The 25,377-nt window shown below is 64.0% G+C and carries 21 protein-coding genes; 6 read left to right on the forward strand and 15 right to left on the reverse strand.

Annotation, left to right across the window (positions count from 1 at the left end; all coding sequences use genetic code 11):
- The first annotated feature begins 160 nt into the window (after positions 1–160).
- Positions 161–892 (forward strand): helix-turn-helix transcriptional regulator, encoded by a 732-nt coding sequence (locus L0U80_RS00575; protein ID WP_233861795.1) that lies wholly within the window; start codon positions 161–163, stop codon positions 890–892.
- Positions 893–940: 48 nt separating this feature from the next.
- On the opposite strand, the gene fabF is transcribed toward L0U80_RS00575, so the two are convergent.
- From fabF to L0U80_RS00595, 4 genes are all read right to left on the reverse strand, one after another.
- Positions 941–2,182 (reverse strand): beta-ketoacyl-ACP synthase II, encoded by a 1,242-nt coding sequence (gene fabF, locus L0U80_RS00580; protein ID WP_233861797.1) that lies wholly within the window; start codon positions 2,180–2,182, stop codon positions 941–943.
- Positions 2,183–2,701: 519 nt separating this feature from the next.
- Positions 2,702–4,198: an efflux transporter outer membrane subunit gene (locus L0U80_RS00585; protein ID WP_233865550.1), complete on the reverse strand. Its 1,497-nt coding sequence runs from the start codon at positions 4,196–4,198 to the stop codon at positions 2,702–2,704.
- Positions 4,198–5,418: an efflux RND transporter periplasmic adaptor subunit gene (locus L0U80_RS00590; protein ID WP_233861799.1), complete on the reverse strand. Its 1,221-nt coding sequence runs from the start codon at positions 5,416–5,418 to the stop codon at positions 4,198–4,200. The genes L0U80_RS00585 and L0U80_RS00590 overlap by 1 nt, the downstream gene beginning before the upstream one ends.
- Positions 5,419–5,451: 33 nt before the next feature.
- Positions 5,452–8,634 (reverse strand): efflux RND transporter permease subunit, encoded by a 3,183-nt coding sequence (locus L0U80_RS00595; protein WP_233861801.1) that lies wholly within the window; start codon positions 8,632–8,634, stop codon positions 5,452–5,454.
- 524 nt (positions 8,635–9,158) lie between these two features.
- Between L0U80_RS00595 and L0U80_RS00600 the strand changes: the two genes are divergently transcribed.
- The 4 genes from L0U80_RS00600 (at position 9,159) to L0U80_RS00615 (ending at position 12,594) form a co-directional block, all read left to right on the forward strand.
- Positions 9,159–9,371, forward strand: a complete 213-nt coding sequence (locus tag L0U80_RS00600) for a hypothetical protein (RefSeq protein ID WP_233861803.1) — start codon at positions 9,159–9,161, stop codon at positions 9,369–9,371.
- Between the two features lie 194 nt (positions 9,372–9,565).
- On the forward strand, positions 9,566–10,594 hold the full coding sequence (locus tag L0U80_RS00605; protein WP_233861804.1) for a serine/threonine protein kinase: 1,029 nt from the start codon (positions 9,566–9,568) through the stop codon (positions 10,592–10,594).
- A 448-nt stretch (positions 10,595–11,042) separates the two neighbouring features.
- Complete coding sequence (locus tag L0U80_RS00610; protein ID WP_233861806.1) at positions 11,043–12,452, forward strand: L-lactate MFS transporter; 1,410 nt, start codon at positions 11,043–11,045, stop codon at positions 12,450–12,452.
- Positions 12,453–12,465: 13 nt separating this feature from the next.
- The gene (locus tag L0U80_RS00615) at positions 12,466–12,594 is read left to right on the forward strand and encodes an MFS transporter small subunit (RefSeq protein WP_233861808.1); all 129 of its coding nucleotides are present in this window, start codon (positions 12,466–12,468) and stop codon (positions 12,592–12,594) included.
- A 42-nt stretch (positions 12,595–12,636) separates the two neighbouring features.
- Here L0U80_RS00615 and L0U80_RS00620 read toward each other — a convergent pair whose 3' ends face one another.
- The 10 genes from L0U80_RS00620 to L0U80_RS00665 all read right to left on the reverse strand — a co-directional run bounded on the left by L0U80_RS00620 (position 12,637) and on the right by L0U80_RS00665 (position 23,840).
- Complete coding sequence (locus tag L0U80_RS00620; protein ID WP_233861810.1) at positions 12,637–13,659, reverse strand: XdhC family protein; 1,023 nt, start codon at positions 13,657–13,659, stop codon at positions 12,637–12,639.
- Positions 13,632–14,216 (reverse strand): SRPBCC family protein, encoded by a 585-nt coding sequence (locus tag L0U80_RS00625; RefSeq protein WP_233861812.1) that lies wholly within the window; start codon positions 14,214–14,216, stop codon positions 13,632–13,634. The genes L0U80_RS00620 and L0U80_RS00625 overlap by 28 nt, the downstream gene beginning before the upstream one ends.
- Positions 14,207–15,487 carry a vWA domain-containing protein gene (locus tag L0U80_RS00630; protein WP_233861813.1) on the reverse strand — a complete coding sequence of 427 codons (1,281 nt, stop codon included), beginning with the start codon at positions 15,485–15,487 and terminating at the stop codon, positions 14,207–14,209. Before L0U80_RS00630 ends, L0U80_RS00625 begins: the two co-directional genes overlap by 10 nt.
- Before the next feature lie 4 nt (positions 15,488–15,491).
- Complete coding sequence (locus L0U80_RS00635) at positions 15,492–16,379, reverse strand: AAA family ATPase (protein ID WP_233861814.1); 888 nt, start codon at positions 16,377–16,379, stop codon at positions 15,492–15,494.
- Between the two features lie 92 nt (positions 16,380–16,471).
- Positions 16,472–17,269, reverse strand: a complete 798-nt coding sequence (locus tag L0U80_RS00640) for an FAD binding domain-containing protein (protein ID WP_233861815.1) — start codon at positions 17,267–17,269, stop codon at positions 16,472–16,474.
- A 13-nt stretch (positions 17,270–17,282) separates the two neighbouring features.
- Positions 17,283–19,670 carry a xanthine dehydrogenase family protein molybdopterin-binding subunit gene (locus L0U80_RS00645; protein WP_233861816.1) on the reverse strand — a complete coding sequence of 796 codons (2,388 nt, stop codon included), beginning with the start codon at positions 19,668–19,670 and terminating at the stop codon, positions 17,283–17,285.
- 13 nt (positions 19,671–19,683) lie between these two features.
- The gene (locus L0U80_RS00650; RefSeq protein WP_233861817.1) at positions 19,684–20,181 is read right to left on the reverse strand and encodes a (2Fe-2S)-binding protein; all 498 of its coding nucleotides are present in this window, start codon (positions 20,179–20,181) and stop codon (positions 19,684–19,686) included.
- Positions 20,182–20,666: 485 nt separating this feature from the next.
- Positions 20,667–22,076 (reverse strand): branched-chain amino acid transporter BcaP, encoded by a 1,410-nt coding sequence (bcaP, locus tag L0U80_RS00655; RefSeq protein ID WP_233861818.1) that lies wholly within the window; start codon positions 22,074–22,076, stop codon positions 20,667–20,669.
- 289 nt (positions 22,077–22,365) lie between these two features.
- Positions 22,366–23,025 (reverse strand): response regulator transcription factor RqpR, encoded by a 660-nt coding sequence (rqpR, locus tag L0U80_RS00660; RefSeq protein ID WP_233861820.1) that lies wholly within the window; start codon positions 23,023–23,025, stop codon positions 22,366–22,368.
- The gene (locus L0U80_RS00665) at positions 23,025–23,840 is read right to left on the reverse strand and encodes a sensor histidine kinase (RefSeq protein ID WP_233861822.1); all 816 of its coding nucleotides are present in this window, start codon (positions 23,838–23,840) and stop codon (positions 23,025–23,027) included. Before L0U80_RS00665 ends, rqpR begins: the two co-directional genes overlap by 1 nt.
- 112 nt (positions 23,841–23,952) lie before the next feature.
- Here L0U80_RS00665 and L0U80_RS00670 point away from each other — a divergent pair, with 112 nt between their 5' ends.
- Positions 23,953–24,255 carry a hypothetical protein gene (locus L0U80_RS00670; protein WP_233861824.1) on the forward strand — a complete coding sequence of 101 codons (303 nt, stop codon included), beginning with the start codon at positions 23,953–23,955 and terminating at the stop codon, positions 24,253–24,255.
- A 110-nt stretch (positions 24,256–24,365) separates the two neighbouring features.
- Here the strand turns inward: L0U80_RS00670 and L0U80_RS00675 are convergent, their stop codons facing one another.
- Positions 24,366–25,136, reverse strand: a complete 771-nt coding sequence (locus L0U80_RS00675; protein ID WP_233861826.1) for a ferredoxin--NADP reductase — start codon at positions 25,134–25,136, stop codon at positions 24,366–24,368.
- Between the last annotated feature and the right edge of the window lie 241 nt (positions 25,137–25,377).

Below are 25,377 nucleotides of genomic sequence, written 5' to 3' on the forward strand. Positions count from 1 at the left end.
AATCCTGGTCGAAATGTAAATATATTTGGAATGCAAAACATTCCTGATTCTCACGGACAAACGACGACATATCAGCTTGAATTTCCCCAGATGCCGAATGTAGGATGACGCGAATCAACTGAATCCTTGCAGTGGGGAACCACCCGGCAAGACGATCATCATGAACGCGATTGAGAACGCCGATGTAGCTCGCGCACTGATTGAGTGCCAGGATCGAAGCGAGTGGTCGTCGCTGCTATTTGAGCTTGCCGGGCATTATGACTTTCCTTCCGTTTTTTTCGCGATGACGGAGTCGTTGGCCGCAACGTATCGCGCGGCTTTTGTCGAGACGAATTTTCCGCCAGGTTGGTGGCAAGCGTACGAGGCCGAGCGTTTTTCGAAAATCGATCCCGTACTGGCACACTGCCGCAGACACATGCATCCGCTGATCTGGGATGCGCAGACTTTCGTAACCGAACGCGAGCGCGCGTTTTACGAATGCGGACTACAACATGGGTTGGCCTCGGGGATTGCCTATCCGGTCCACGGTCCGCTTGGTGCGGCGGGAATTCTATGTTTTGCGTCCCCCGATAGCACTCACGCGACTGCACTCGCAAACGCGAATGCGTGTGCGTCACTGGCGCTCGTGCGTGATTATGTTTGTGAGTCGCATCGCAAGATCGCACGCTCAAAGCGGACGACGGCCGAGACCGCAACACTGACGCCACGCGAACTCGAGTGCCTGCGATGGGTCGCGGCCGGTAAAACATCGTGGGAAATGTCGCGCATCCTTTCCTGCTCCGAGGCGACGATCAATTTTCATATTTCCAACATCACGCGCAAGTTCGGCGTGCAGACGCGCCGACAGGCCGCGATTCGCGCGATTTCCGAGGGTCTTGTCGTGCCTGCTTGATTGAGGCGATGCGCCTCCGGTTGAACACACGGAGTTTTGCGCATCGCCTCAGCTGTACCGACGAAATACCAGCGTGCCGTTTGTCCCTCCGAAAGCGAACGAATTCGAAATCGCCACATCGATGTCCATGTCGCGCGCGACGTTCGGCACGTAATCGAGGTCGCAATCAGGATCGGGCGTCGTGAGGTTCGCTGTCGGCGGTGCAATCTGGTGATAAATCGAGAGCGCGGTGTACACGGCCTCGACGCCGCCCGCCGCGCCGAGCAGGTGGCCCGTCATCGACTTCGTCGAACTGATCGCGAGCTCTCTCGCGTGGTCGCCGAACACCGCCTTGAACGCAGTCGTTTCAACGCGGTCGCCGAGCGGCGTCGATGTGCCGTGCGCATTGGCGTACTGCACGAGTCGCGGATCGACACCTGCGTTATGCAGTGCGTTTCGCATGCAGCGCATGGCGCCGTCTCCATCCTCCGAAGGGCTTGTGATGTGGTAAGCGTCCGTGCTCATGCCGAAGCCTGCGAGTTCGGCGTAAATGCGCGCCCCGCGTCGGCGCGCATGCTCGAGTTCCTCCAACACGACGATGCCCGCGCCTTCGCCGAGCACGAAACCGTCGCGCCCGGCGTCCCAGGGGCGGCTCGCCGTCTCGGGGCTATCGTTGCGCGTGGACAGTGCTCTCGCGCGCCCGAATCCCGCAAAACTGCTTGTCATGATCGCAGCCTCGGCGCCGCCCGCGAGCATCACATCGGCGTCGCCGTATTCGATGAGGCGGCTCGCGTCGCCGATCGAATGCGTTGACGTCGAACAGGCGGTGGCCAGCGCGAGACTTGGACCCTTGAGTCCGAACATGATCGACAGATAACCCGAGATCATATTGATGATCAACGAAGGGATGTAGAACGGCGACACGCGCCGGAGTCCGTGTTCGCGGAGCATGAAGCCCGTTTCGACGATCGTGTTGATACCGCCGATTCCCGAGCCCGCGTGAACGCCGATGCGGTGGGCGTTCGAATCCGTCACTTCGAGGCCGGCGTCACGAAAAGCTTCGATGCCCGCGACGATCCCCAACTGGATGAAGCGGTCCATGTGCCGCAATTCTTTTTCTGGAATCGCGCCGCTCGCGTCGAACGTCGGGATTTCGCCCGCGATTTGCGACGGAAACGCGCTTGCGTCGAAAAAGCTGACGCGACTGATTCCGCCTCGTCCGGCCACGATGTTGGTCCAGTTTTCCTCGACGCCAACGCCCACAGGCGAAATCACGCCGAGGCCGGTGACGACTACCCTTCTTTTGGTCACGAATTGTTATTCCTTGTTTGCGTCGAAGCGTGCCGGAAAGGCGACGCCTGCTGCGAAACGCGCAGTAAGGTGAACATTCGGCATGGTTCCGTGGCCTGGGACTGACGTATGTCGGCCCACGTTGCGCAGGAGAGATCCCGCGATCGCCGATGCGGGTGGCAGCCCGAGACTGCGACCCACAGTGTGTGCAACTTACGCGACGCATGAATCGAATTGCGGTTCGCAGGCCGGTAGGATGGGCGAATCTTATGGCGACTTGAACTATTAGTTTTTATAGGTCGAAGAATGCCTCGGCTGAACCGGAATCAGAGTTGTCTGATGCACAAAGGGAGATTGAGGACTCCAGAGATATCGAGATCGGGCCGTCGCAGCCAATTTCCGTCGATGCCAACGCGCCTCGGTCGCATCGCGAGGGGATGCGACCGAGGCGCGTTGGCGTCATCGGCCACGCGCTACTCAATGCGACACCTCAAGGGCTTACGTCCAGCCCGGAGGCGTCCACGTAAACATTAGCGCCGCTTATTCTCCGTGCGCGTGCGGCTGCGCGACGGATACGGTCGACCGCTCCGGATGCACGAGCTGATCGTCGTTGGGCAGCGCCGCCATGCTCCATCCGCCGCCCAGCGCCTTCACCAGCGCGACGCTAGCCGCCATGCGACGGCGCGCGATCGTTACGGCCTGGCGTTCATTGGTGAGCGTTGTCGTCTGCGCGACCACGACGTCGAGGTACGTTATGGCGCCGCTGCGGTATCGGTTCTCGACGATCGCGAGCGTGCGCCGCGCCGCCGCCACCGCGCGATCCTGCGCATAGGCTTCCTCTTCCAGCACACGCAGCGTCGCGAGGTTGTCTTCGACCTGGCCGAACGCATCGAGCACCGTCTGCCGGTACTGCGCGACGCTTTCGTCGTACTGCGCGCGCGCTTCGTCGCGTACCGCCGCGCGGCCGCCGAAATCGAGCAGCGTGCCCGCGAGTTGCGGCCCGAGCGACCAGAACCGCGCGGGCGCGACGAGCCATTGGCTGTAATTGGTCGCTTCGAGCCCGCCCGTCACGGCGAGAATCAAGTTCGGGAAGAATGCCGCTGTCGCGACACCAACCTGCGCGTTCGCGGCCGCGACGAGTCGCTCTGCTGCGGCGATATCGGGGCGCCGTTCGAGCAGCGTCGACGGCACACCCGGCGGCGTGACCACGGGATGCGCCGTGAGCGGGGCGCCTTGCAGCACGGGCAGCACGAACGTAGAAGGCGACTGTCCAGTGAGGATCGCGATGGCGTGCTCGAACTGCGCGCGATCCACGCCGAGGTCGATGGCTTGCGCACGCGTGGTTTCAAGCTGTGTCTGCGCTTGACCGACGTCAGCATCGGTCGCGATACCGCCTGCGTAGCGGTGTTGCGTGAGGTCGAGCGATTCCTCGTAGGCCTTGATCGTGTCGTCGAGCAACTGCCGCTCGCGATCGATGCCGCGCAGCTCGAAGTAGTCGGTTGCGAGTTCGGCCTGCATCGACAGCAGTATCGACTGGGCGTCGGCGGCGCTTGCCTGTGCGTTCGCCTTCGCGTTTTCAACCGTGCGCGCCACACGCCCCCACACGTCGGGCTCCCAGGAGGCATCGACGCCGACGACGTAGTCGTTGATCGTGTGTCCCGCCGTCGACTTGAACATGACGTTCTCCGACGTGCGCGTGCGGTTGAACGCAGCGCTTGCCGTCACGAGCGGGAAGAAACTCGAACGCTGTTGTGCGACGTTCGCGCGTGCCGCACGAAACCGCGCCTGCGCTGCCGCTACGTTCTGGTTCGCACTCGCGACCTGCGCTTCGAGCGCGTTGAGTTGCTCGTCGCCGTAGATTTCCCACCATGCGCCGCGCAGCGTGGTATCGGAGGGATGGGCTTCTTGCCAGCCGGTTCCTTCGAGATCCCTATAGTTCGCGGCCACTGGTATCGTCGGCCGAACGTAGTCGGGGCCAACTGCGCAGCCTGCGAGCGCAGCCGCCGCGGTGAACAGAATTGAGAAGCGTGCGCGCATCATGAGTCCGCGCCAGCGCGACTCTGCGCCGATGACGTGCCGCCCTTTGGCTCGGTGGACGGCGTGACGATCCGTACCGGCGTCCCATCGACGATCGAATCCTGCGGGTTGACGATCACACGCTCGTGGCCGTCGAGTCCCGATGCAACGGCAACGCGCGTGCCGAAATCGGTGCCGAGCGTCACGTTCACGAGTTTTACGCGGTTGTTCTCGTCGACGGTTGCCACCTTCACGCCATTCGGGCGAAAGAGGAACGCGTTGCCCGGCAGCGTGAGGGGCGCCGCATTGGCCCCGAGCGCGAAGTGCACCTGTGCGTATGCACCGGGCAGCAGTTCCCCGCTGCGGTTTTCGACATCCACTTCGACGAGCATCGTGCGCTGCTGCGGATCGACGGCGCCTGCCGTGCGCGCGACCACACCGGGGTAGTGCTTGCCCTGCGTTTCGTCGAGTGTGAGGTAGGCGCTTTCGCTTACGCGGATCTGCTGTGCGTAGGCTTGCGGCACGTTCGCATAGACGCGCAGACGGTCGGCCTGCTGGAGATGGAAAAGCTCTCTTTGCGCCCCGCCCGAACTGCCCGCATCGATCAGCGCGCCGACATCGACGTTACGCGCGGTCACGATGCCGTCGAACGGTGCGGTCACCTTCTCGAACGACTGCAGTTGCGAGAGCCGCGAGACGTTGTAGCGCGCCGCATCGAGCGTGCCTTGTTTCGCGAGCATGTCGGCGACTTTTTCGTCGGTGTCCTGCTTCGACACCGATCGGCTCTGCAGCATTTCCGTCCAGCGTGCGGCCGTGGTTTTCGCGAGTTCGTAGTTCGCCTGGGCGTTTACGAGGTCGGCACGTGCGGCGCGTAGCTGGTCGTCGACTTCGGGTGCGTCGATTTCTGCGAGCAACTGCCCCGCCTTCACATGCGCGCCGAGATCCGCGTGCCACTTGCGCAGATAGCCGTTCGTGCGCGCATAGATAGGCGTGTCGAGAAACGCCTGCATGTTGCCGGGCAGCACGAGATCGAGCGCACGCGTCGAGCGCTGCGGCGTGACCACTTGCACGGATAGCGTGCTCGCCTGTTTGGCGTCGCGTTCGAGCGCGGCCTGTGCGTTGTGGCGCGACCAGATACCTTGCGCAGTGAGCGCGATCACCACGAGTGCGGCGAGCGCGATGGGCCAGCGGCCGGGGTTGCGATGCTTGCGAGGCGGCGGGGCGTCAGCGTGCGGCTGCATTGCGCCTCCGCGTGGGGAACGTGAAGAAAGTCGTCATGATTTAGGCATTACGTTTTCGATAGCACGCTGGCGGCGCTCGCCAAGCTTGCGGTACACGAGCGAGAACACCACCGGCACGAAGATCAGCGTTGCGAGCGTGCCCACGGCGAGCCCGCCGATCACTGCGCGCCCGAGCGGTGCATTCTGCTCGCCGCCTTCGCCGAGACCGATCGCCATCGGCACCATGCCGATCACCATCGCGAGTGCGGTCATCAACACCGGGCGAAAGCGCGTGTAGCCCGCTTCGATGGCGGCGCGTGCGGCGTCGCCGTGCTCGTTCAACTGCTCGCGTGCGAAGCTGACGACGAGGATGGAGTTCGCGGTCGCTATGCCGATACACATGATCGCGCCGGTCAGCGCGGGAATGGAAATCGTGGTGTGCGTGAGGAACAGTATCCAGACAATACCCGCGAGGGCACCAGGCAGCGCCGTGATGATGATGAACGGATCGAGCCACGACTGGAAGTTCACGACGATCAGCAGATACACGAGCACGATCGCGAACACGAGCCCGCCGAGCAATCCCGAGAACGACTGGTTCATCGTCTGCACCTGGCCGCGCACGACAATGGTGGAGGTTTTCGGCAATTCGGCCTTTGCGTCTCCGATGATCCTGTTGATGTCGTCGGAGATTGCGCCGAGGTCGCGGCCATCGGCTGTGCCGTAGATGTCGATCGTGGTCTGCGCGTTGTAGTGCGTGGTGACGGCGTTGCTGGACATGCGCTGCATGCTCGCGAGCGAGCCGAGAATGTTGCTGCGTCCGTTTGCCGTGAGCGGGATGTTCGCGAGCGATTGCAGCGAATCGATCGTGTATTGCGGCGCTTCGGTGATGACGTTGTAGCTCACGCCGTTCATCGGATTGAGCCAGAACGTCGGCGTGGTCTGCTGGCTGCCCGATAGCGTGATGAGCAGATTGCTCGCCACGTCGCGCTGTGAGAAGCCCGCTTGCTGCGCGCGCGTGCGGTCGACGTCGATGAAGATGCGCGGCAAGTCGGCGGGCTGCTGGATGCGTGCGTCGACGAAACCGGGCACGCCGCGCAGGCGCGCCAGCAACTTCGCGGCGAACTCGCGATTGTCCGCCACCTCGCGGCCGACGATCTGGATGTCGATCGGGGCCGGCATGCCGAAGTTCAGCGTCTGGCTCACGATGTCGGCGGGGAGGAACGAGAACTGCACGCCGGGGAATTCGTCGTTGAGCGTGCCGCGCAACAGGCGCACGTAATCGGCGGTCGGACGATGGTCGGCGTTCAGCGAGATCAGCACGTCGGCGTCCGATGTGCCGATCGTGCCCGTGTTGCTGTATGAGAGATTGATGCCGGAAATCGGCAGGCCGATGTTGTCGATAATCGAATGCAGTTCGCGCGTGGGAATCAGCGTGCGGATGCGTTCGTCGATGCGGTCGACGATGACCGCAGTTTCTTCGACGCGCATGCCGGTCTTCGCGCGCACGTGCAGGGCAATGGTGCCCGCGTCGACTTGCGGAAAGAAGTCGCGTCCGAGGAACGGCATCAGCAGCAACGAAGCGCCGCAGCACGCAAGGAACGCGATGACGAACACAACAGGATGCTTGACGCGCGCCGCGAGAAAGTCGCGGTAGCGCACGCGCAGTTGCTCGAATCCGCGCTCGAACGCGAGATGCACGCGCATGAACGGATTGCGCGTCGTCTCGCGCATGTGGTGCAAGTCCGCGGGCTTGTGATGATGTCGCATCAGGTACTTCGCGAGCGTCGGCACGAGCGTCCGCGAGAAAAAGTACGACGCGAGCATCGCGAACACCACGGCTTCTGCGAGCGGAATAAACAGATAATGCGCGACGCCCGATAGCAGGAACATCGGCACGAACACGATGCAGATCGAGAGTGTGGAGACGAGCGTCGGGATCGCGATCTGGTGCGCGCCGTCGAGGATCGCCTGCTCGAGTGTTTTGCCCTGTTCGAGCTGCTGGCTGATGTTTTCGATGGCGACGGTCGCGTCGTCGACGAGAATGCCCACCGCGAGCGCGAGCCCGCCGAGCGTCATGATGTTGATGGTTTCGCCGAGCGCCGAGAGCGCGATGATCGACGTGAGCATCGACAGTGGAATCGACACGGCGATGATGAGCGTCGCGCGCCAGTTGCCGAGAAAGAGCAGGATCATGAGCGCGGTGAGCGCGGCGGCGATCAATGCTTCGCGCAGCACGCCCTCGACCGATGCGCGCACGAACAGCGACTGGTCGGCGACGGGATCGATATTGAGCGACGACGGGACGAGGTTGCGCAGCGCCGGCATCATCTCCTTGATGCGGTCGACGATCTCGAGCGTCGAGGTGTTGCCGCTCTTGTTGATCGTAAGTAGCGATGCGCGCTGGCCGTCCACGCGCACGATATTGGTCTGCGGCTGGAAGCCGTCGCGCACGTGCGCGACGTCGCGGATATAGATCGTGCCGTTCGTGGTGGTTTTCACCGGAATGTCGTTTAGACCCGCTAGTGTGTTTGGACTGGCGTTCATCAGCACCGAGTATTCGGTCGAGCCGATTTTCGCCGTGCCTGAGGGCAGGATCAGATTTTGCACGCTGATGGCGTTGACGACGTCCATCGGCGAAAGGTTGTGCTGCTGCAGCGCGCGCTGGTCGATGTCAACCATGATCTGCCGCTGCTTGCCGCCGTAAGGCAGCGGCGCGGAGGCGCCGGGCACGGTCGCGAGCTGGGTCTTGAGGAAGTTGTTGCCGTAGTCGAACAACTCCTGTTCGGTGAGCTGCATCGACGAGAGCGACAGACGCAGGATCGGCACCGTGGAGGCGTTGTATCGCAGGATGAACGGCGGATTGATGCCGGGCGGCAGCGAGCGCAATTGCGCCTGCGAGAGCGCCGTCACTTCCGCGAGTGCTTCCTGGATGTTGGCATGCGGCTGGAAAAAGATCTTCACGACCGCGATGCCGTTGAGCGACGAGGATTCCGTGTGCTCGATGTCGTTCACGGCCACCGAGAGCCCGCGCTCATAGTTGAGCACGATGCGCTTTTCCATCTCGTCGGCGGGCAGGCCCTGGTATGTCCAGATGACCGAGAGGACCGGGATGTCGATGTTAGGGAAGATGTCCGTGGGCGTGCGCAGGATCGTCAGCGGTCCGACGATCAGCAGCAGCAACGCGAGGACAATGAACGTGTACGGACGCCTGAGCGCCAGTCGGACGATCCACATGGAAGGGCGCGTTCCTTCGTGGTGATGTGTGTCGCGTTCCCGGCTGGTCCGGCCGCAGGCGGCGATCGTTTTCGGTATTGGTCTTGGTGCAGGGCCGCCGGCCCGCGCACACGAATGCGACAGGACTATAGCGCCAGTTGCCTGACATCAGCGTACTTTTTCCGTGCGCGTGCATGCAAGTGCGGACCGGACGGGGTTTACCATCTGTGGCCGTTAGCTTGTTGTAATATATGGCCGCCATTGGATGCGGGTGATGGCGCGCCGCTTCGTTGGGCGTTTGCTTCACCCCCCTAATTTTCTGCTTTGCGTACCGGCCCAAACAGGCAACAATGCGTAAACCGGTCCGATGCCGCCGCGCAATATATCGAGCAATACGACGAAATGCGCGAAACAGCGCATGAAAGCAGCGGGCCGCGGGCGAGACGAGATGGATGCGTGTACAACCGTTGGTGCGCGCAGGCTTTGGTTACCACATTGACCGGCGCTTCAGACATGGAAGCCGGCGTTGAGAACGGGGAAACATCATGAAAGTCGGTTCTATCGTACGTACAGTGCATATGGCCGTGCCCCAAGGCGCGCGCGGCATCGTCATGCGCATTCTCGGCGACATGGCCATGGTGACGTGGTATGACGGCGAGCCTGGCTCGTCGAAGCAGCTCAATACCGAGCCCTTTTTTCTGGAAGACCTGATCGACACGGGCGAGCACGTCCTGCCGGCCGGTTCGATGATTCACTGAAACGCCAGGCGGCGGCGCGCGAACGACGCGTGAACGCCGCCGTGGCTGGGAACGCGAAGTACCGCGCGCACTAAAAACAACGATGTGCGCGAGATCAGCATGGCAAGCGCGAGGAGACCACCCTGCGCACGCGGCGCAAGAACACCGCGGCGCATCGCTCGCAGTGCCGGCCCGCAAGAGGCACAATTGCGGCTATGAATCACGATCTTTCCTCTACCCCGGACGACGCCGCGCCCGAGGCGCCCTACGCGCGCCTCACGCCCGAGTGCGTGCTCGACGCGATCGACAGCGTGCTGATCCCCGCCGGCCGTCGCACCGACGGCCGCATGCTTGCGCTCAACAGCTACGAAAACCGCGTCTATCAGGTGGGTGTCGAAGACGGCCCGCCGGTCGTCGCGAAGTTTTACCGTCCTGCACGCTGGTCCGACGAGGCGATCCTCGAAGAGCACGCTTTCGTCGGCGAGCTTGCCGCGCGCGAGATTCCCGCCGTGCCGGCGCTCGCTTTCGACCGCCGCACGCTGCACACTTTCGACGGTTTCCGCTTCGCCGTTTTCGAGCGGCGCGGCGGCCGCGCGCCCGACCTCGACCGCAGCGATACGCTCGAATGGATCGGCCGCTTCATTGGCCGCATTCATGCGGTCGGCGCGATGGAGCCCTACCGCGCGCGTCCTGCGCTCGATATCCAGACGTTTGGGTATGAACCGCGCGCCTGGCTGCTGGAGCACAGTTTCGTGCCCGCCGACGTGCGCACCGCGTGGGAAGCGGCGGTGAATCTTGCGCTCGAGGGCGTCGAAGCCGCGTTTGAACGCGCAGGCGACGTGCGCTCGCTGCGTTTGCACGGCGACTGTCATCCGAGCAACCTGTTGTGGACGGACGCGGGTCCGCATTTCGTTGATTTCGACGACAGCCGCATGGGTCCCGCGATCCAGGATCTGTGGCTGCTGCTGCCGGGCGACCGCGCGGGCGCGTCGCGCGCGCTCACCGATCTGCTGGCGGGCTATGAGGACTTCTGCGAATTCGAGCCGCGCGAACTGCATCTGATCGAAGCGCTGCGCACGCTGCGGCTCATCCACTACAGCGCGTGGCTCGCGCGGCGCTGGCACGATCCCGCGTTTCCGGCCGCGTTTCCGTGGTTCAACACGCAGCGCTACTGGGAAGATCGCATTCTCGAGTTACGCGAGCAGATCGGCGCGATGCAGGAAGGGCCGCTTTGGCCCGTTTGAGTCGCGCTCACGCTGTGCCGCGCTATCGACGGTTCTGGTCGGTGAAGTTCCTCAACAGAGTGACCATCCATCGCGTGAACGCATTACGCGCCATCGTTTCGAAGGCGGCGCGCATGTGCGCGCAATCGTTTGCAGTGAAAGCATCTCGCGTGAAATGCGCGCATTTCGCGCGGGAGACGTGTAATCCGGTTGCCGGGATCCAGCACGTACAACGAAGTGAAATCGACGAGTGCGTTCCCGGCGTGATCCGGCGGGCACGTCGAGTGCAAACGTGCCGGACGGCAGCGCAACGCACTCACGCTCGAAACCGACCGCACACATATGCAGCGCGGTCTCATATTGCCAAGGCCCGCCTTGGGTTCTATGGTTGCGACATTAAAAGCGCACGGCCGTTTCAGCCAAACACAATGCGCAACCGGCGTCCCCACGCCCCAATAAGGAGACATATATGAGCAGCTTTGCCGATTCGAAGCGCGACGCCCCAGCCGCGCCCTTCTTCTCGAAGGAGGCAACCATCGCACCACCCGGGTTTTCCCGGTGGATGGTGCCGCCCGCGGCACTTGCCGTTCATCTTTGTATCGGTCAGGCCTACGCCTTCTCGGTGTTCAATGCACCGCTCACGAAAGTCATCGGCATAACTAATTCTGCGCCTACCGACTGGGCGCTCACTTCGCTCGGCTGGATTTTCTCGCTCGCGATCGTTTTCCTTGGCCTGTCGGCGGCGTTCGGCGGCAAATGGCTCGAACGTGTCGGCCCCCGCCGCACGATGTTTACGGCGGCTTGCTGCTTCGGCGGCGGCTTCCTGGTGTCGGCGCTCGGCGTGTGGCTACACGAAATCTGGCTGCTGTATCTCGGCTATGGCGTGATTGGCGGCATCGGGCTCGGGCTGGGTTACGTCTCGCCGGTCTCGACGCTGATCCGCTGGTTCCCCGACCGTCGCGGCATGGCGACGGGCATGGCGATCATGGGCTTCGGCGGCGGCGCGATGATTGCCGCACCTTTGTCCGTACTGCTGATGAAGCATTTCGCCAGCGATACGAGCGTGGGTGTCGCGCAGACCTTCGTCGTGCTCGGCGTGGCGTACTTCATCTCGATGACGATCGGCGCGCTCGCCATTCGCGTGCCGGCGCCGGGCTGGAAGCCGGCCGGCTGGACGCCGCCCGCGACCACGGCCAAGCTCGTGTCGCGCAACGACGTGCACATCGATCAAGCACTCAAGACGCCGCAGTTCTACCTGATCTGGCTCGTGCTGTTCCTCAACGTGACGGCCGGTATCGGCATTCTCGGTCAGGCTTCGGTCATGATCCAGGAGAGCTTCAAGGACACCGTGACCGCAGGCGCCGCGGCGGGCTTCGTCGGCCTGCTCTCGCTCTTCAACATGGGCGGGCGGTTCGTGTGGGCGTCGGCGTCTGACTGGGTGGGCCGCAAGAACACGTACTTCATCTTCTTCGTGCTGGGTGCGGCGCTTTACTATGCCGTGCCGCAGTTCGCGCAGAGCGGCAACATCGTGTTCTTCGTGCTCGCGTACTGCCTGATTCTCTCGATGTATGGCGGCGGCTTCTCCACCGTGCCGGCCTATCTCGCCGACATGTTTGGTACGGCGTTCGTCGGCGGCATTCACGGGCGTCTGTTGACCGCGTGGGCGGCTGCGGGTGTCGCGGGCCCGGTGCTCGTGAACTACCTGCGCGCGTATCAGGTGGCGAACGGCGTTGCGAAGGCGGACGCCTATACGATGACTGTTCACATCATGGCGGTGCTGCTCGTGATCGGCTTCATCTGCAACCTGCTCATCAAGCGCGTCCACGAGAAGCATCACATGAGCGAATCGGGCGATTCGCAACTCGCCGTCGGCAAATAAGGAGAAGCGAACAATGAATACGACTGCCGATACGAAGTCGTCGAACAAACTGCTGATGGCGGTTTTCTGGCTGTACGTGCTCGTGCCGCTCGCCTGGGGCGTGACCAACACGCTGATTCAGGCAACGAAGCTGTTCCAGTAAGCGGCTCTTCAGCCGGGGCGCGCCGCGTGAGCGGCGCGCCCGTCAAACATGACAATCCGAGGCCGCGCCCGCCGAGATTTCGCGGGCCGCTTTGGCGCCTTCGACCTGGAGAATGGTGGGCAGTGACACGCCGTTCTTCGCTGCGGTGACCTCTGCGAGGATCGACACCGCGATTTCCGGCGGCGTGCGGCTGCCGATGTAGATGCCCACGGGTCCATGCATCCGCGAGAGCTGGGCGTCATCCAGATCGAATTCCTTCAACCGTTCACGCCGCGCCGCGTTGTTACGCCGCGAGCCGAGCGCCCCCACATAGAACGCGTGCGTCTTGAGCGCTTCCATTAGCGCGAGATCATCGAGTTTCGGATCGTGCGTGAGCGCGATCACCGCGCAACGGTCGTCGAGCTTCATGTCGAGCACGGTATCGTCCGGCATGGTGCGCACGAGCGTCGTGCCCGGCACGTCCCACGTGTCCGTGTATTCTTCGCGCGGATCGCACACCGTCACCTGGTAATCGAGCCCCACGGCGATCTGGCAGAGATAGCGCGAAAGCTGACCCGCGCCGATCACGAGCATGCGGTAACGCGGCCCGTGGATCGTGGTGAGACGCGTGCCGTCGAAAAAGACGCCATCGGTGGCGCTGGCGGGGCCGAGCGAGGCCTGGCCGCTTGCCATGTCGAGCGTGCGCGCGACGAGTTCGCCGCGCTCCACGGCGTCGAGCAGCGCGCGGATGCCACTCGCATCGGCGAGCGGTTCCAGCACGAGCTGGATCGTGCCGCCGCACGGCAGCCCGAAGCGATGCGCCTCTTCAGCCGTGATGCCGTACTTCACGGTATCGGGCTTTTCGATGTGGATGCCTTCGCGACGTACGCGGTCGATCAGATCGTCCTCGATGCAGCCGCCCGACACCGAACCGACCACAAGCCCGTCCTCGCGCACGACGAGCATCGCGCCTTCGGGACGCGGCGACGAACCCCACGTTTTCACCACCGTCACGAGGAGCGCGCGGTGACCTTCGTCGAGCCATCGCACGCTGGATTTCAGGACTTCGAGATCCACGCTGTCCATGAGCGTCTCCTTTTGTTCGGTTCGTCGCCGGTTGTTGCTTCGGCGGCATCGTCTTCAACCATTTGTGTTGCTTCGGCTTTACCGGCTTCTTCTTCCGCTTCGATGACGCTTGTGCCGTCGCCCAGTTGCTCGCCAAAGCGTTTGAAGAAATGCGCCGCGATCTTTTGCGCCGCGCCGTCGACGAGCCGCGAGCCGATCTGCGCGAGCTTGCCGCCCACCTGCGCAGTCGCTGTGTAGGTCAGCATGGTCGCATCGTCGCCTGCGCTCTGGAGCTGAACCTGCGCACTGCCCTTGCCGAAGCCCGCCGCGCCACCCTGGCCTTCGAAGTGGATCGTGTAGCGGTTGGGCGCCTCGACATCGGTCAGTGCCATGCGGCCCTTGAAGCGTGCCTTCACCGGCCCGACCGCCGCCATCAGCGCAACAGCCCAGGTGTTCTCGCCGTCCGCCTCGATGCTCTCGCAGCCGGGAATGCAGGCCTTCAGGATGGCCGTGTCGTTGAGCGCCTCCCACGCCCGCTGCTGCGGTACCGGCAGCGAGTGGCTTTCGGTCAACTCCATCTTGTTCCCCCTTGTTGTGATGCCCGCAGTGGCGCGCTGCGTGAGTGCGGTGCTAGCGGCGCCACGCTCAGGCTGTGCCCGAATGCTTCAAGACTCTCTAGATCGTGGACGGGATAGTGGGCGTCCACATGCGGCAGCATCGCTTGCACGCCGCGTGCCTTCGGCGTGAAGCCGCTGTAGCGCAGCAGCGGATTGAGCCAAACCACGCGATGCGCGAAGCGATGGAGGCGCGCCATTTCGGCGGCGAGCGTTTCGGTGGCTTCGTGATCGAGTCCGTCGGTGACGATCAGCACGGTTGCTCGACCACTGAGCATGCGGCGCGCCCAGCGCCGGTTGAATTCGCCGAGCGTGGCGCCGATGCGCGTGCCGCCCGACCAGTCCGCGACCTGCGCACAGAGTTGCGCGAGTGCGATGTCAGGGTCGCGTTCGCGCAGTGCGCGCGTCGCGTGCGTGAGGCGCGTGCCGAAGAGGAAGACCTGCAGGCGCTCGCGTGAATGCAGCAGCGCGTGGCAGTAGTAGAGCACCGCGCGCGAATAGCTGCTCATCGATCCGGAGATGTCGAGCAGCAGCACGACGGGCGGCTTGCGTTCGACCGGTGCGCGATATTTCCACACGGTCCAGTCGCCGCCTGCACGCACAGCGTGGCGCGCACTCGCGCGCAGGTCGGCATGCGTGCCATGCGACGCGGCTTTTAGCCGGCGCGTGCGCTCGGTCGCGAGCGGCAGACGGCGCGCGCGGATCAGGTGGCGCAGCGTGCGCCATTCGTCGGCGGTGAGCGTGTCGAAGTCGCGGTGGCGCAGGCGCTCTTCTGCGCTGAACGTCGCGTGCGCGCGCAGTTCGTATTCGTCGGGCGATTCGGGCTTGTGCGTGCTGTGCGGCGCGGGCGCACGCGCAGCGAGGGCATCGGCGAGTCGGTTGTTGCGGCGCGGCGGCGGCACGCCGCCTTGCACCTTTGGCAGGAGCAGCGCGCGCAGCTTGCCTTCCCAGTCCGGATCGCGCCAGAACAGATCGAACGCGGCATAAAAGAGGTCGCGTTCGTCGGCCGCCGACGTAAACAGCGCCGCAAGCGCCGCGCGAACATCGTCGCGGCGGGTGAGATCGATGAGGCAAAGCGCGTCGATCGCGTCGACGGCTTGCGCGGACGACATCGGTAGACCCGCGTGGCGCAATACGCGCACGAAATGCACGACGTTGCGAGCGAAGATGGCCGGTGTTTCGTCGCGTTCGTTGCGCTCATCGGCGTCGGTTGCGAACAGTGGCGCGGCATCCATCGGTTCACTCCGCGACCGCGAGCGTTTCGGCGATACGCTGCGTGTCGAGTTGTGCGAGGTCGTCCTGATACTTGAGCAGCACGCCGAGCGTGTCCTGCACCGACTGCGGATCGAGTTCCGTCACCGAAAGCGCGGCGAGCGCGCGGCACCAGTCGATCGTTTCAGCGATACCGGGTGCCTTGAAGAGATCCATCGTGCGAAGCTGATGCACGAAGGCCACGGCGCGACGCTGCAGTTGCGCCGACGTTTCCGGCGCGCGCGCCGCCACGATCGCGAGTTCGCGTTCGCGCCCGGGGTAGTCGAGCCATTGATAGATGCAGCGGCGCTTTAGCGCGTCATGGACTTCGCGCGTGCGGTTCGACGTGATGACGACGAGCGGCGGAACGTCCGCGCGCACCGTGCCGTACTCGGGAATCGATACCTGGAAATCCGAAAGAAGTTCGAGCAGGAAGGCTTCGAATGGCTCGTCGGCGCGGTCGATTTCGTCGATCAGCAGCACGCGGCGTGCGGCCGGGTTCTGCGGATCGGGTTGCAGCGCCTGCAGCAAAGGCCGCTTGAGCAGGAATTCGTCGCGATAGAGCGTGTCGTTGTGCGGCTTTTCGTGCGCTGCCTCGGCAAGACGCAGCGCCATGATCTGGCGCGGGTAATCCCACTCGTAGAGCGCGCTCGCCGTGTCGAGCCCTTCGTAGCATTGCAGCCGCAGAAGCGTCGTGCCGAGCAGCGCAGCGGCGGCTTTCGCAAGCTCGGTTTTGCCGACGCCAGGCTCGCCTTCGAGAAAGAGCGGCCGCTGCATGCGCATCGCGAGAAAGAGTGCGGTCGCGAGTTCGCGGCTCGCAAAATAGCCGCGCGATTGAAGTTGCGCGAGGGTGTCGTCGATCGAGGCCGGTTGCATGGCGTGCCTGAAAACGCGAGAACTCGAAAATGCAAATACGCGGTCACTCGCGCACCGGTTGCGCCGATGCGCGAGTGACCGCTTCGTGGCGACTAGCCGAGTGCCCTCGTCACCGCGCGCGCCGCGAGCACCGGAATCAGGTGCGCGCGGTACGCGGCGCTGGCGTGCAGGTCGGTGTTGAGGTCGTCGTCGGGGATCGTCACGGCGCGCGCAGCGGCGGGCGCGAAGCTGGCCGTGAGCGCCTGCTCGAGCGGCGTCGCGCGGAACACCGATGGCGCCGCACCCGTCACCGCCACGCGCACGCCATCGGCGAACTTCGCGACGAACACGCCGGTCAGCGCGAATTGCGAAGCCGGATTCCTGAACTTCTCGTACGCGGCGCACTCGGGCACCGGGAACTCGACGGACACGATCAGTTCGTCGGGTGCCAGTGCGGTCTCGAACATGCCAAGGAAGAACATGTCGGCGGCGATGCGTCGCCGGTCGGTGACGACCGTCGCGTTCAATGCGAGTACGGCGGCGGGATAGTCGGCGGCAGGATCGTTGTTCGCGAGCGAGCCGCCCAGCGTCCCGAGCGCACGCACCTGGCGGTCGCCGATGTGCGCGGCGAGGTCCGCGAGCGCGGGCAACCCGTTGCGGATCAGCGTGCCCTCGGCGACATCCGCATGGCACGCGGCGGCGCCCACCTTCACCATCTTGTTGTCCGCGGAGATCTCTTTGAGGCCGGGAATGCGGGTGACGTCCACGAGTGTCGATGGCTGTGCGAGCCGCAGCTTCATCGCCGCGAGCAGGCTCTGGCCGCCTCCGAGGTACTTCGCGTCCGCGTCGCTTGCGAGCGTTTTCACGGCGCCTTGTGCATCGGTGGCGCGCTGGTAATCGAATGAGTACATGATGCGCCTCCGCTTAAGGTTGTGACGATTGCGCTTGCTGGATCGCCGACCACACGCGATGCGGTGTGGCCGGCATCTGCAGGTCCTTCACGCCGAGTGGCGCAAGCGCGTCCAGAATCGCATTGATCACCGCGGGTGGCGAGCCGATCGCGCCCGCCTCGCCGCAGCCCTTCACGCCGAGCGGATTGTGCGTGCACGGTGTGCCCTTCGCGGTTTCGACCGTGTAACTCGGCACGTCGGAGGCGCGCGGCATCGCGTAGTCCATGTACGAGCCCGAGAGCAGCTGGCCGCTTTCGGTGTCGTAGACGCAACGTTCCAGCATCGCCTGGCCGATACCCTGACCGATCCCGCCATGCACCTGGCCTTCGACGATCATCGGATTGATGACGTTGCCGAAGTCGTCCACGGCGGTAAAGCGCTCGATGCGCGTCACGCCGGTCTCGGGATCGATTTCCACTTCGCAAAGGTACGCGCCCGATGGATAGGTGAAGTTGGTCGGGTCGTAGAACGCGCTTTCATCGAGGCCCGGTTCGAGCGTTTCGAGCGGATAGTTGTGCGGCACGTAGGCCGCGAGCGCGATTTCGGCGAAGGCCTTGGTGCGGTCTGTACCCGCGACGCGGAACACGCCGTTCGCAAACTCGATGTCCTCGACGGACGCTTCGAGCATGTGCGCCGCAATCTTTTTCGCCTTCGCTTCGATCTTGTCGAGCGCCTTCATGATCGCCGAACCGCCCACCGCGATCGAGCGCGAGCCGTAAGTGCCCATGCCGAACGGAATGCGGCCAGTGTCGCCGTGCACGATCTCGATCTGCTCGATCGGCACGCCGAGGCGGTCGGAGACCACTTGCGCGAAGGTCGTCTCGTGACCCTGGCCGTGGCTATGCGAGCCCGTGAACACGGTGACGGAGCCCGTCGGGTTCACGCGAACCTCGCCCGCTTCGAAGAGGCCCGCACGCGCGCCGAGCGCACCCGCGATGTTCGAAGGTGCGAGGCCGCAGGCTTCGATGTAGCACGAGTAACCGAGACCGCGCAGCAAGCCTTGCGCCTTCGAGGCGTCACGGCGCGCGGCGAAGCCATTCACGTCGGCGAGTTCCAGCGCGCGTGAGAGGCACGCTTCGTAATCGCCGGTGTCGTACGTGAGGCCAACCGGTGTCGCGTAGGGGAACGAACGGATGAAGTTGCGGCGGCGGATCTCGGCGGGGTCGATGTTCAATTCGCGCGCCGCGGTTTCCACGAGACGTTCGACCACGTAGGTCGCCTCGGGGCGGCCCGCGCCGCGATACGCATCGACGGGTACCGTGTTCGTGAACACGGCCTTCACCTCGGCGTAGATCGCGGGCGTCGTGTACTGGCCCGCGAGCAGCGTCGCGTAGAGGATCGTCGGCACGCAGGACGCGAACGTCGACAGATACGCGCCCACGTTCGCGATCGTATGCACGCGCATCGCGAGGAACTTGCCGTCCTGGTCCATCGCGAGTTCGGCTTTCGTGACGTGGTCGCGGCCGTGGGCGTCGGAGACGAACGACTCGCTGCGCTCGGCCGTCCACTTCACCGGGCGGCGGATCTTCTTCGAAGCCCACGTGAGCGCCACGTCTTCGGCATACAGATAAATCTTCGAGCCGAAGCCGCCGCCCACGTCCGGCGCGACGATGCGCAGTTTCGTCTCGGGCAGCCCGAGCACGAACGCGGCCATCAGCAGCCGTTCGACGTGCGGGTTCTGGTTCGAGACGTAGACCGTGTAGCTGTCGTCGTGCGACGAGTAGCTCGCGTTCACGGCGCGCGGTTCGATCGCGTTTGGCACGAGCCGGTTATTCACGATATCGAGCGTCGTGACGTGCGCGGCCTGCGCGAAAGCGGCGTCGGTCGCGGCCTTGTCGCCGTGGCCCCACGTGAAGCACGTGTTGTTGGGCACACCGTCGTGTACGAGCGGCTGACCCGCATCGGCGGCGTGCGCCGTGTTGGCGACAGCGGGCAGTTCCTCGTAATCGACTTCGATCCGTTCGGCGGCGTCCTTCGCCTGCTTCAGCGATTCGGCGATTACGAGCGCTACCTGGTCGCCAACGTGCTGCGCCGTTTCGTGCGCGATGACCGGGTGCATCGGTTCGTGCATCGGCGTTCCATCGATGCTGTGGATCAGCCAGCCGCACGGCAGGCCGCCAACCTTTTCGGCGGCGATGTCGGCGCCAGTGAACACGGCTACCACGCCGGGCGAGGCTTTCGCTGCGTTAGTGTCGACGCTCTTGATGCGCGCATGCGCGTGCGGCGAGCGCACGAACACGGCATACGTCTGCGCGGGAAGAACGACGTCATCGGTGTACTGGCCGGCGCCGGTGAGGAAGCGATAGTCTTCCTTGCGCTTTACCGGCGCGCCGATCATGCGGTTCGGTTCGGGTGCGTTCATGGTGGCCTCCTCGTCAGACCGTCGCCGTGGCGGCAGTCGTACCGGCGCGCATGCCTTCGGCTCCCGCAAGCACGGCCTTCACGATGTTGTGATAGCCGGTGCAGCGGCACAGGTTGCCCTCGAGGTTCGCGCGCACCTCGGCCTCGGTGAGGTCCGGCTTCGATGCGGCGAGCGCAGCCGCGCTCATCACCATGCCGGGTGTGCAGAAGCCGCACTGCAGGCCGTGGCATTCGCGGAACGCCGCCTGCATCGGATGCAGCTCGCCGTTTTTCGCCAGACCTTCGATCGTGGTGACGTCCATGCCGTCGCATTGCACGGCGAGCTGATTGCACGACTTGATCGCGCGGCCGTTGAGATGGACGGTGCAGGCGCCGCATTGTGCGGTATCGCACCCGACGTGGGTGCCGGTGAGGCGTAGCTGCTCGCGGAGGAACTGAACCAGAAGCGTGTGTGGCTCGACGTCGGCGGTCACGGGTTCGCCGTTGACCGTGAGGCGGATACTGATGGCCATTGAATGTCTCCTGTGTCGACGGGACCACGCGCTTTCGCGCCTGATCCCGTCCCACGCCCGCAAGGGCGCCGGACCGAGCTTAGGTGTCGACACGTCGACTGCAGTCGACACGCCTTACTCCGGTCCCGTACCAAGTTATGGAATTGAGACCTGCCTGGGCCCGCATTCACCATCTTTGCCCCGAATTGCCGTCTGCTGTTCCGCCGTCCGTGGCGCACGCTGCGCGCCTGGCCGCCGCGTGAGGCTGGCGGCCCGGATGGAGTGGGGGCGGAGGGTCCGGCTGGTGCTTTGCTCTTCAGTGATGCCAGGGGGTAGTGCTGGGCACAGTAAAGCACAAATTACCGTTCAGCGCTGCGCGGGGTTTTACGGTGGGGCCGGATGAAAAACGTCCCGTCCCAACTGGTGGGACGGGACGTTTTTACGCTGCGTTGCGGCACGGCGCCCGGCCATGTCGCGTTTCTCGCGCGTGCGGTGGGGGCGCCTTGTCAGTGGTGATCGTGCGGCGCGTGCGCGAGGCGCGAATGGTGGCGCGAGTAGACGAAATAAATGACGATGCCGAGTCCGACCCAGATGACGAACGCGATCCACGTGATCCGCTGCAGGTTCACCATCAGGAAGATGCACGAGGCGACCGCGAGGATCGGCACGACCGGCACGCCGGGGCAGCGGAATGAGCGCGGCAGGTCCGGGTGCGTTTTGCGCAATACGAGCACGGCGATCGACACCATCGAGAACGCCGCGAGCGTGCCGATGTTGATGAGTTCGGCGAGCACGTCCAGCGGCACGAGCGCGCCGATCAGGCCGAAGAAGATGCCGACGATCCAGGTGGTGAGGAACGGCGTCGCGAAGCGCGGATGGATGTGCGACAGCGGGGCGGGCAAGAGGCCGTCGCGCGACATTGCGTAGATGATGCGGGTCTGGCCGTAGCTCATCACGAGGATCACGGTCAGCATGCCGAGCACGGCGCCGAGGTCGATGAGGCCCGCCACCCAGTTTTCGCCGGCTTGCTGGAGCGCGAACGAGACCGGGTTCGCGACATGGGCGAACTGCGGGGACGGCACGATGCCGGTCACCACGGCCGCGACGGCGACGTACAGCACCGTGCACACGCCGAGCGACGCGATGATGCCGATGGGCAGGTCGCGCTTCGGATCCCTCACTTCCTCGGCCGCGGACGAGACCGAATCGAAGCCGATGAACGCGAAGAACATCACGGCGGCCGCGCCGAAGACGCCGCGCCATCCGTTGGGCATGAACGGATGCCAGTTGTCGGGCTTGATGTGGAACACGCCGACCACGATCACGAGCAGCACGACCGTCACCTTGATGGCGACCATGATGTTGTTGATGCGGGTGGATTCGCGCACGCCGATGGACAGCAGCGTGGTGATCGCCATCATCACGAGGAAGGCCGGCAGGTTGAACAGCGTGTGGGCGCCAGGCAACGCGCCCGGTGCGGCGCTGAGCAAGGCGGGCAGCCTGATCCCGAATCCGCCGAGCAGCGACTGCAGGTAACCGGACCAGCCCACAGACACCGCCGAGGTAGCGAGCCCGTATTCGAGCATCAGATCCCAGCCGATTACCCACGCGGCCAGTTCGCCGAGTGTCGCGTAGGAGTACGTGTAGATCGAGCCTGCGACGGGAATCGTCGACGCGAATTCGGCGTAGGCGAGCGCGGCGAAACCGCAGGCCACGGCGGCGACGAGGAACGCAATCATCAGCGCGGGGCCGGCCTGCACGGCGCCGGTGCCGGCGAGCACGAAAATGCCGGTGCCGATGATGGCGCCGATGCCGAGGAACATGAGGTCTATCGCGCCGAGTGCTTTCTTGAGGCCGCTGCCCTGGGCGCTCGCCCGCAGCATGTGCTCGACGTTCTTCTTACGAAAGAGGGACATTTGGCGGGGTACTCCTGGTTTGCGCGGGCAGTCGGTGTCGATTGGGGACGCGTGCCGAAAATCGGGAAAAACCGGGAATTTGTATGGATACCTTTAGCCAGTCACGCGCGTCCTCGCAGGAAGCGCGGTCAGTCACTTCAGGATTATGTCCCAAGCGGGCGTGGCGGCACGTGATGCTTGCCGGTGCACCGCGGATTGGTGGGATTTGTTTCTGGATCAAGCGCTTGCGGCGAGAGGCAGGCCTTGGTGCTGTGCCTCTCGCCGATGCTTTCGGCCGCCAGAACGGGCCTTACGCGCTCACTGCCGGAGCGAGATCGACGAGCCGGTTGCTCATCACGTAGAGCGTGAGTTCGGCGTTGTTGCTGAGGTTCATCTTTTCGAGCAGGCGCGTGCGGTAGACGCTCACCGTCTTCACCGAAAGCGAGAGCGCGCGCGCAATATCGGTGAGACGTTTGCCCGTGGCGAGCATGCACAGCGTCTGGTATTCGCGGTCGGAGAGCTTTTCGTGCGGCATCTGCTCGGCGTCGTCGACGAGCACGTAGTCCGCGAGCGCCACGGCCATCTCCGGGCTGACGTATTTGCGACCGGTCACGACCTGCTGGATCGCACCCATCATCTGCGTGGCGTCCACCGTTTTCGAGAGGTAACCCGATGCACCCGCCTTCAGCGCGCGCACCGCGTACTGATCCTCGCGATACATCGAGAACATCAGCACCGGCAGACGCGGTGACCTGCGCTTCACACGCTTGAGCACCTCGACGCCATTCATGTCGGGCAGCGAGATATCGAGCAGCACCACGTCGAAAGCGTGCTTCGCGATCGCGGCGAGCGCTTCGGCGCCGGTCTGCGCTTCAATCACTTCGCTCGCGACGCCGCGGTCCATGAGCAACTGACGCACGCCCTGGCGCACGACGGCGTGGTCGTCGACAAGCAGGATGCGGTGAGTCATCAATGCGCCCCTTTCACGAGGGAAGGGGCGCGATCGGAGGCGCTTGCACCGAGTAGCGCGTCCCAGGCGAAGCGCGCGCGCACGGCCGTGCCGGCCTGTGCACCGCGTCCGCCTGCGCGCAGCGTGCCGCCGAACGCGGTACAACGCTCGCGCATACCGGCCAGGCCATAGTGTTTGCGACCGCCGCTTGCGCGGCCTGTACGGCTGCCGCCGCGCGGCAGGCCGATGCCGTCGTCGGTGATAGTGAGGATCAGGTGGTGTGGTGCGCAGTCGAGTCGCACATCGGCGCGGGCGGCGTGGGCATGGCGCGCCACATTGGCGAGCGCTTCCTGCGCGACACGGAAGACGGCAAGCGCGGCGTCGGCAGACAGGCGAGCGAGGCGCATGTCGGCCGCAAAGACAAAACTCGTGGCGAGACCGGTGCGGACGCCGAAGCCGCGTGCCCAGTCGGCGAGTACGGGGACGAGGCCCGCATCCAGATGCGGCGCGCTGAGTCCGTCGAGCACGTGGCGGACCGCTTCGACCGCAGCGTTCAGCGACTGCGCCACGAGCGCGAGCGCTTCGGTGCACTGCGACGACGCGTCGGCGGGCAGTGAGGCGTGGACCCTGGCGAGCGCGAAGTGCGTGGCGGCGAGTTCCGCGCCTACGCTGTCGTGCAATTCGTGCGCAAGGTGCTGGCGGGCGGCTTCGTCGGCGTCGATACGCGCGGCTTGTGCCATTGCGATCTGTCGCTGCAAAAGGGCGATCTGCCCGGCTACGTCGCTGTCCTCGCGTACGCGCGCCGGGATAACGGACTCCTCAACGGCATGTGTCATGCGTGCGCCGGGCGTTTCCCGACCCTGTGCGCAAGCGGCTACCACGCTGGTATTCCACGTACCCATCTACCCCCCGTTCTGAAGCCTGTCCTTAATACCGACGGCTTCCGGGGTGAATCAGGTTCCCGGCGCGACGGATAACGACACGGCGCAGCGTAGCTATATTTACATTCGTTACCAACCTTGTTGGGGCTCTGTCGGGCCTCCAAAACTGCTGATGCTGCGCCGCGATAATATCTTAAAAAAAAATAAAATGCAGTCTAGACAAGGTTTAGCGACGCATATTGAGATTTCATGTGAGGATTTGCCGCGGTTTAATTGTCGGAATTATCCGACAGATAAAATACCTGAATTCCGTGACATCTATAAGCGCGAGGACGGCAATGTTAAATCGACGAACGCTGTATGCCCCTGATGTAAAAAGGGTTTTCGCAGGAACATAGGGACGAAAAAAAAACCGGAGCGCGAGGCTCCGGTTTTTGTTTCTGCATGTCGCGGTGGGGTCCGCGGACAGTGTCGGTGCGATCAGCCGACGAACGCTTTTTCGACCACGAAATGGCCAGGCTCGTTGTTGCTGCCTTCTTTGAGGCCAGCCTTTTCGAGCAGCTCGACGGTGTCGCGCAGCATGTGTGTGCTGCCGCACAGCATGATGCGGTCACGTTCCGACGAGAACGGCGGCAGGTCGAGGTCGGTGAACAGCTTGCCGGTTTCGATCAGTTCCGTGATGCGGCCACGGTTCTCGAACACTTCGCGCGTGATGGTCGGGTAGTAGACCAGCTTCTCGCGGACGACGTCGCCGAGGTACTCGTGATTGCGCAGTTCGTCGGTGATGAATTCCTTGTACGCGAGTTCATCGACGAAGCGGCAGGTGTGCGTGAGCACGACTTTTTCGTAGCGGTCGTAAATGTCGGGGTCTTTGATGATCGACATGAACGGCGCGAGGCCCGTGCCGGTCGAGAGCAGCCACAGGATCTTGCCGGGCAGCAGGTTGTCGGCCACCAGCGTGCCGACGGGTTTCTTGCCGATCAGAACCTTGTCGCCAACCTTCAGGTGCTGCAGACGCGACGTGAGCGGACCGTCCTGCACCTTGATGCTCAGGAATTCGAGGTGCTCTTCGTAGTTCGCGCTCGCGAGCGAGTAGGCACGCATCAGCGGCTTGCCGTCCACTTCGAGGCCGACCATCGTGAACTGGCCGTTGTCGAATCGCAGAGCCGCGTCGCGCGTGCAGGTGAAGCTGAAAAGCGTATCGGTCCAGTGATGGACGCTCAAAACGGTTTCTTCGGTGTTTTTGCTCATGGTTCCTGATGATGCGAAACAAGGGCTGCCAGACCCCGACCAACCCGCCGGCCGTCGATGGTGTCCAGTGGCTCCTGGCGGTGCGACCCGGCGATGCCGCGCTTTGCCGGCGCGCTTTTTAGCGTACCTTTCGGCGCGTTTGCCGGTCTACCGCGCTACGAACGAGGCTGAATCCGCTATTTTACCGCGTCGGCGCATCACAGGTCCCGCTGCGCCGGAGGACGGATTGGGTCACGCGTTG

Source organism: Paraburkholderia adhaesiva, assembly GCF_021390575.1.
Lineage (GTDB): Bacteria > Pseudomonadota > Gammaproteobacteria > Burkholderiales > Burkholderiaceae > Paraburkholderia > Paraburkholderia adhaesiva.

Bases quoted from the DNA above. Each gene is read 5' to 3' on its own strand.
- bcaP (WP_233861818.1), bottom strand. From the start codon at position 22,076: ATGTCCCTCTTTCGTAAGAAGAACGTCGAGCACATGCTGCGGGCGAGC.
- L0U80_RS00620 (WP_233861810.1), bottom strand. From the start codon at position 13,659: ATGGACAGCGTGGATCTCGAAGTCCTGAAATCCAGCGTGCGATGGCTC.
- L0U80_RS00600 (WP_233861803.1), top strand. From the start codon at position 9,159: ATGAAAGTCGGTTCTATCGTACGTACAGTGCATATGGCCGTGCCCCAA.
- L0U80_RS00625 (WP_233861812.1), bottom strand. From the start codon at position 14,216: ATGGAGTTGACCGAAAGCCACTCGCTGCCGGTACCGCAGCAGCGGGCG.
- L0U80_RS00635 (WP_233861814.1), bottom strand. From the start codon at position 16,379: ATGCAACCGGCCTCGATCGACGACACCCTCGCGCAACTTCAATCGCGC.
- L0U80_RS00605 (WP_233861804.1), top strand. From the start codon at position 9,566: ATGAATCACGATCTTTCCTCTACCCCGGACGACGCCGCGCCCGAGGCG.
- L0U80_RS00585 (WP_233865550.1), bottom strand. From the start codon at position 4,198: ATGCGCGCACGCTTCTCAATTCTGTTCACCGCGGCGGCTGCGCTCGCA.
- L0U80_RS00650 (WP_233861817.1), bottom strand. From the start codon at position 20,181: ATGGCCATCAGTATCCGCCTCACGGTCAACGGCGAACCCGTGACCGCC.
- L0U80_RS00640 (WP_233861815.1), bottom strand. From the start codon at position 17,269: ATGTACTCATTCGATTACCAGCGCGCCACCGATGCACAAGGCGCCGTG.
- L0U80_RS00595 (WP_233861801.1), bottom strand. From the start codon at position 8,634: ATGTGGATCGTCCGACTGGCGCTCAGGCGTCCGTACACGTTCATTGTC.
- L0U80_RS00615 (WP_233861808.1), top strand. From the start codon at position 12,466: ATGAATACGACTGCCGATACGAAGTCGTCGAACAAACTGCTGATGGCG.
- L0U80_RS00630 (WP_233861813.1), bottom strand. From the start codon at position 15,487: ATGGATGCCGCGCCACTGTTCGCAACCGACGCCGATGAGCGCAACGAA.
- L0U80_RS00645 (WP_233861816.1), bottom strand. From the start codon at position 19,670: ATGAACGCACCCGAACCGAACCGCATGATCGGCGCGCCGGTAAAGCGC.
- L0U80_RS00665 (WP_233861822.1), bottom strand. From the start codon at position 23,840: ATGACACATGCCGTTGAGGAGTCCGTTATCCCGGCGCGCGTACGCGAG.
- L0U80_RS00675 (WP_233861826.1), bottom strand. From the start codon at position 25,136: ATGAGCAAAAACACCGAAGAAACCGTTTTGAGCGTCCATCACTGGACC.
- rqpR (WP_233861820.1), bottom strand. From the start codon at position 23,025: ATGACTCACCGCATCCTGCTTGTCGACGACCACGCCGTCGTGCGCCAG.
- L0U80_RS00610 (WP_233861806.1), top strand. From the start codon at position 11,043: ATGAGCAGCTTTGCCGATTCGAAGCGCGACGCCCCAGCCGCGCCCTTC.
- L0U80_RS00590 (WP_233861799.1), bottom strand. From the start codon at position 5,418: ATGCAGCCGCACGCTGACGCCCCGCCGCCTCGCAAGCATCGCAACCCC.
- L0U80_RS00575 (WP_233861795.1), top strand. From the start codon at position 161: ATGAACGCGATTGAGAACGCCGATGTAGCTCGCGCACTGATTGAGTGC.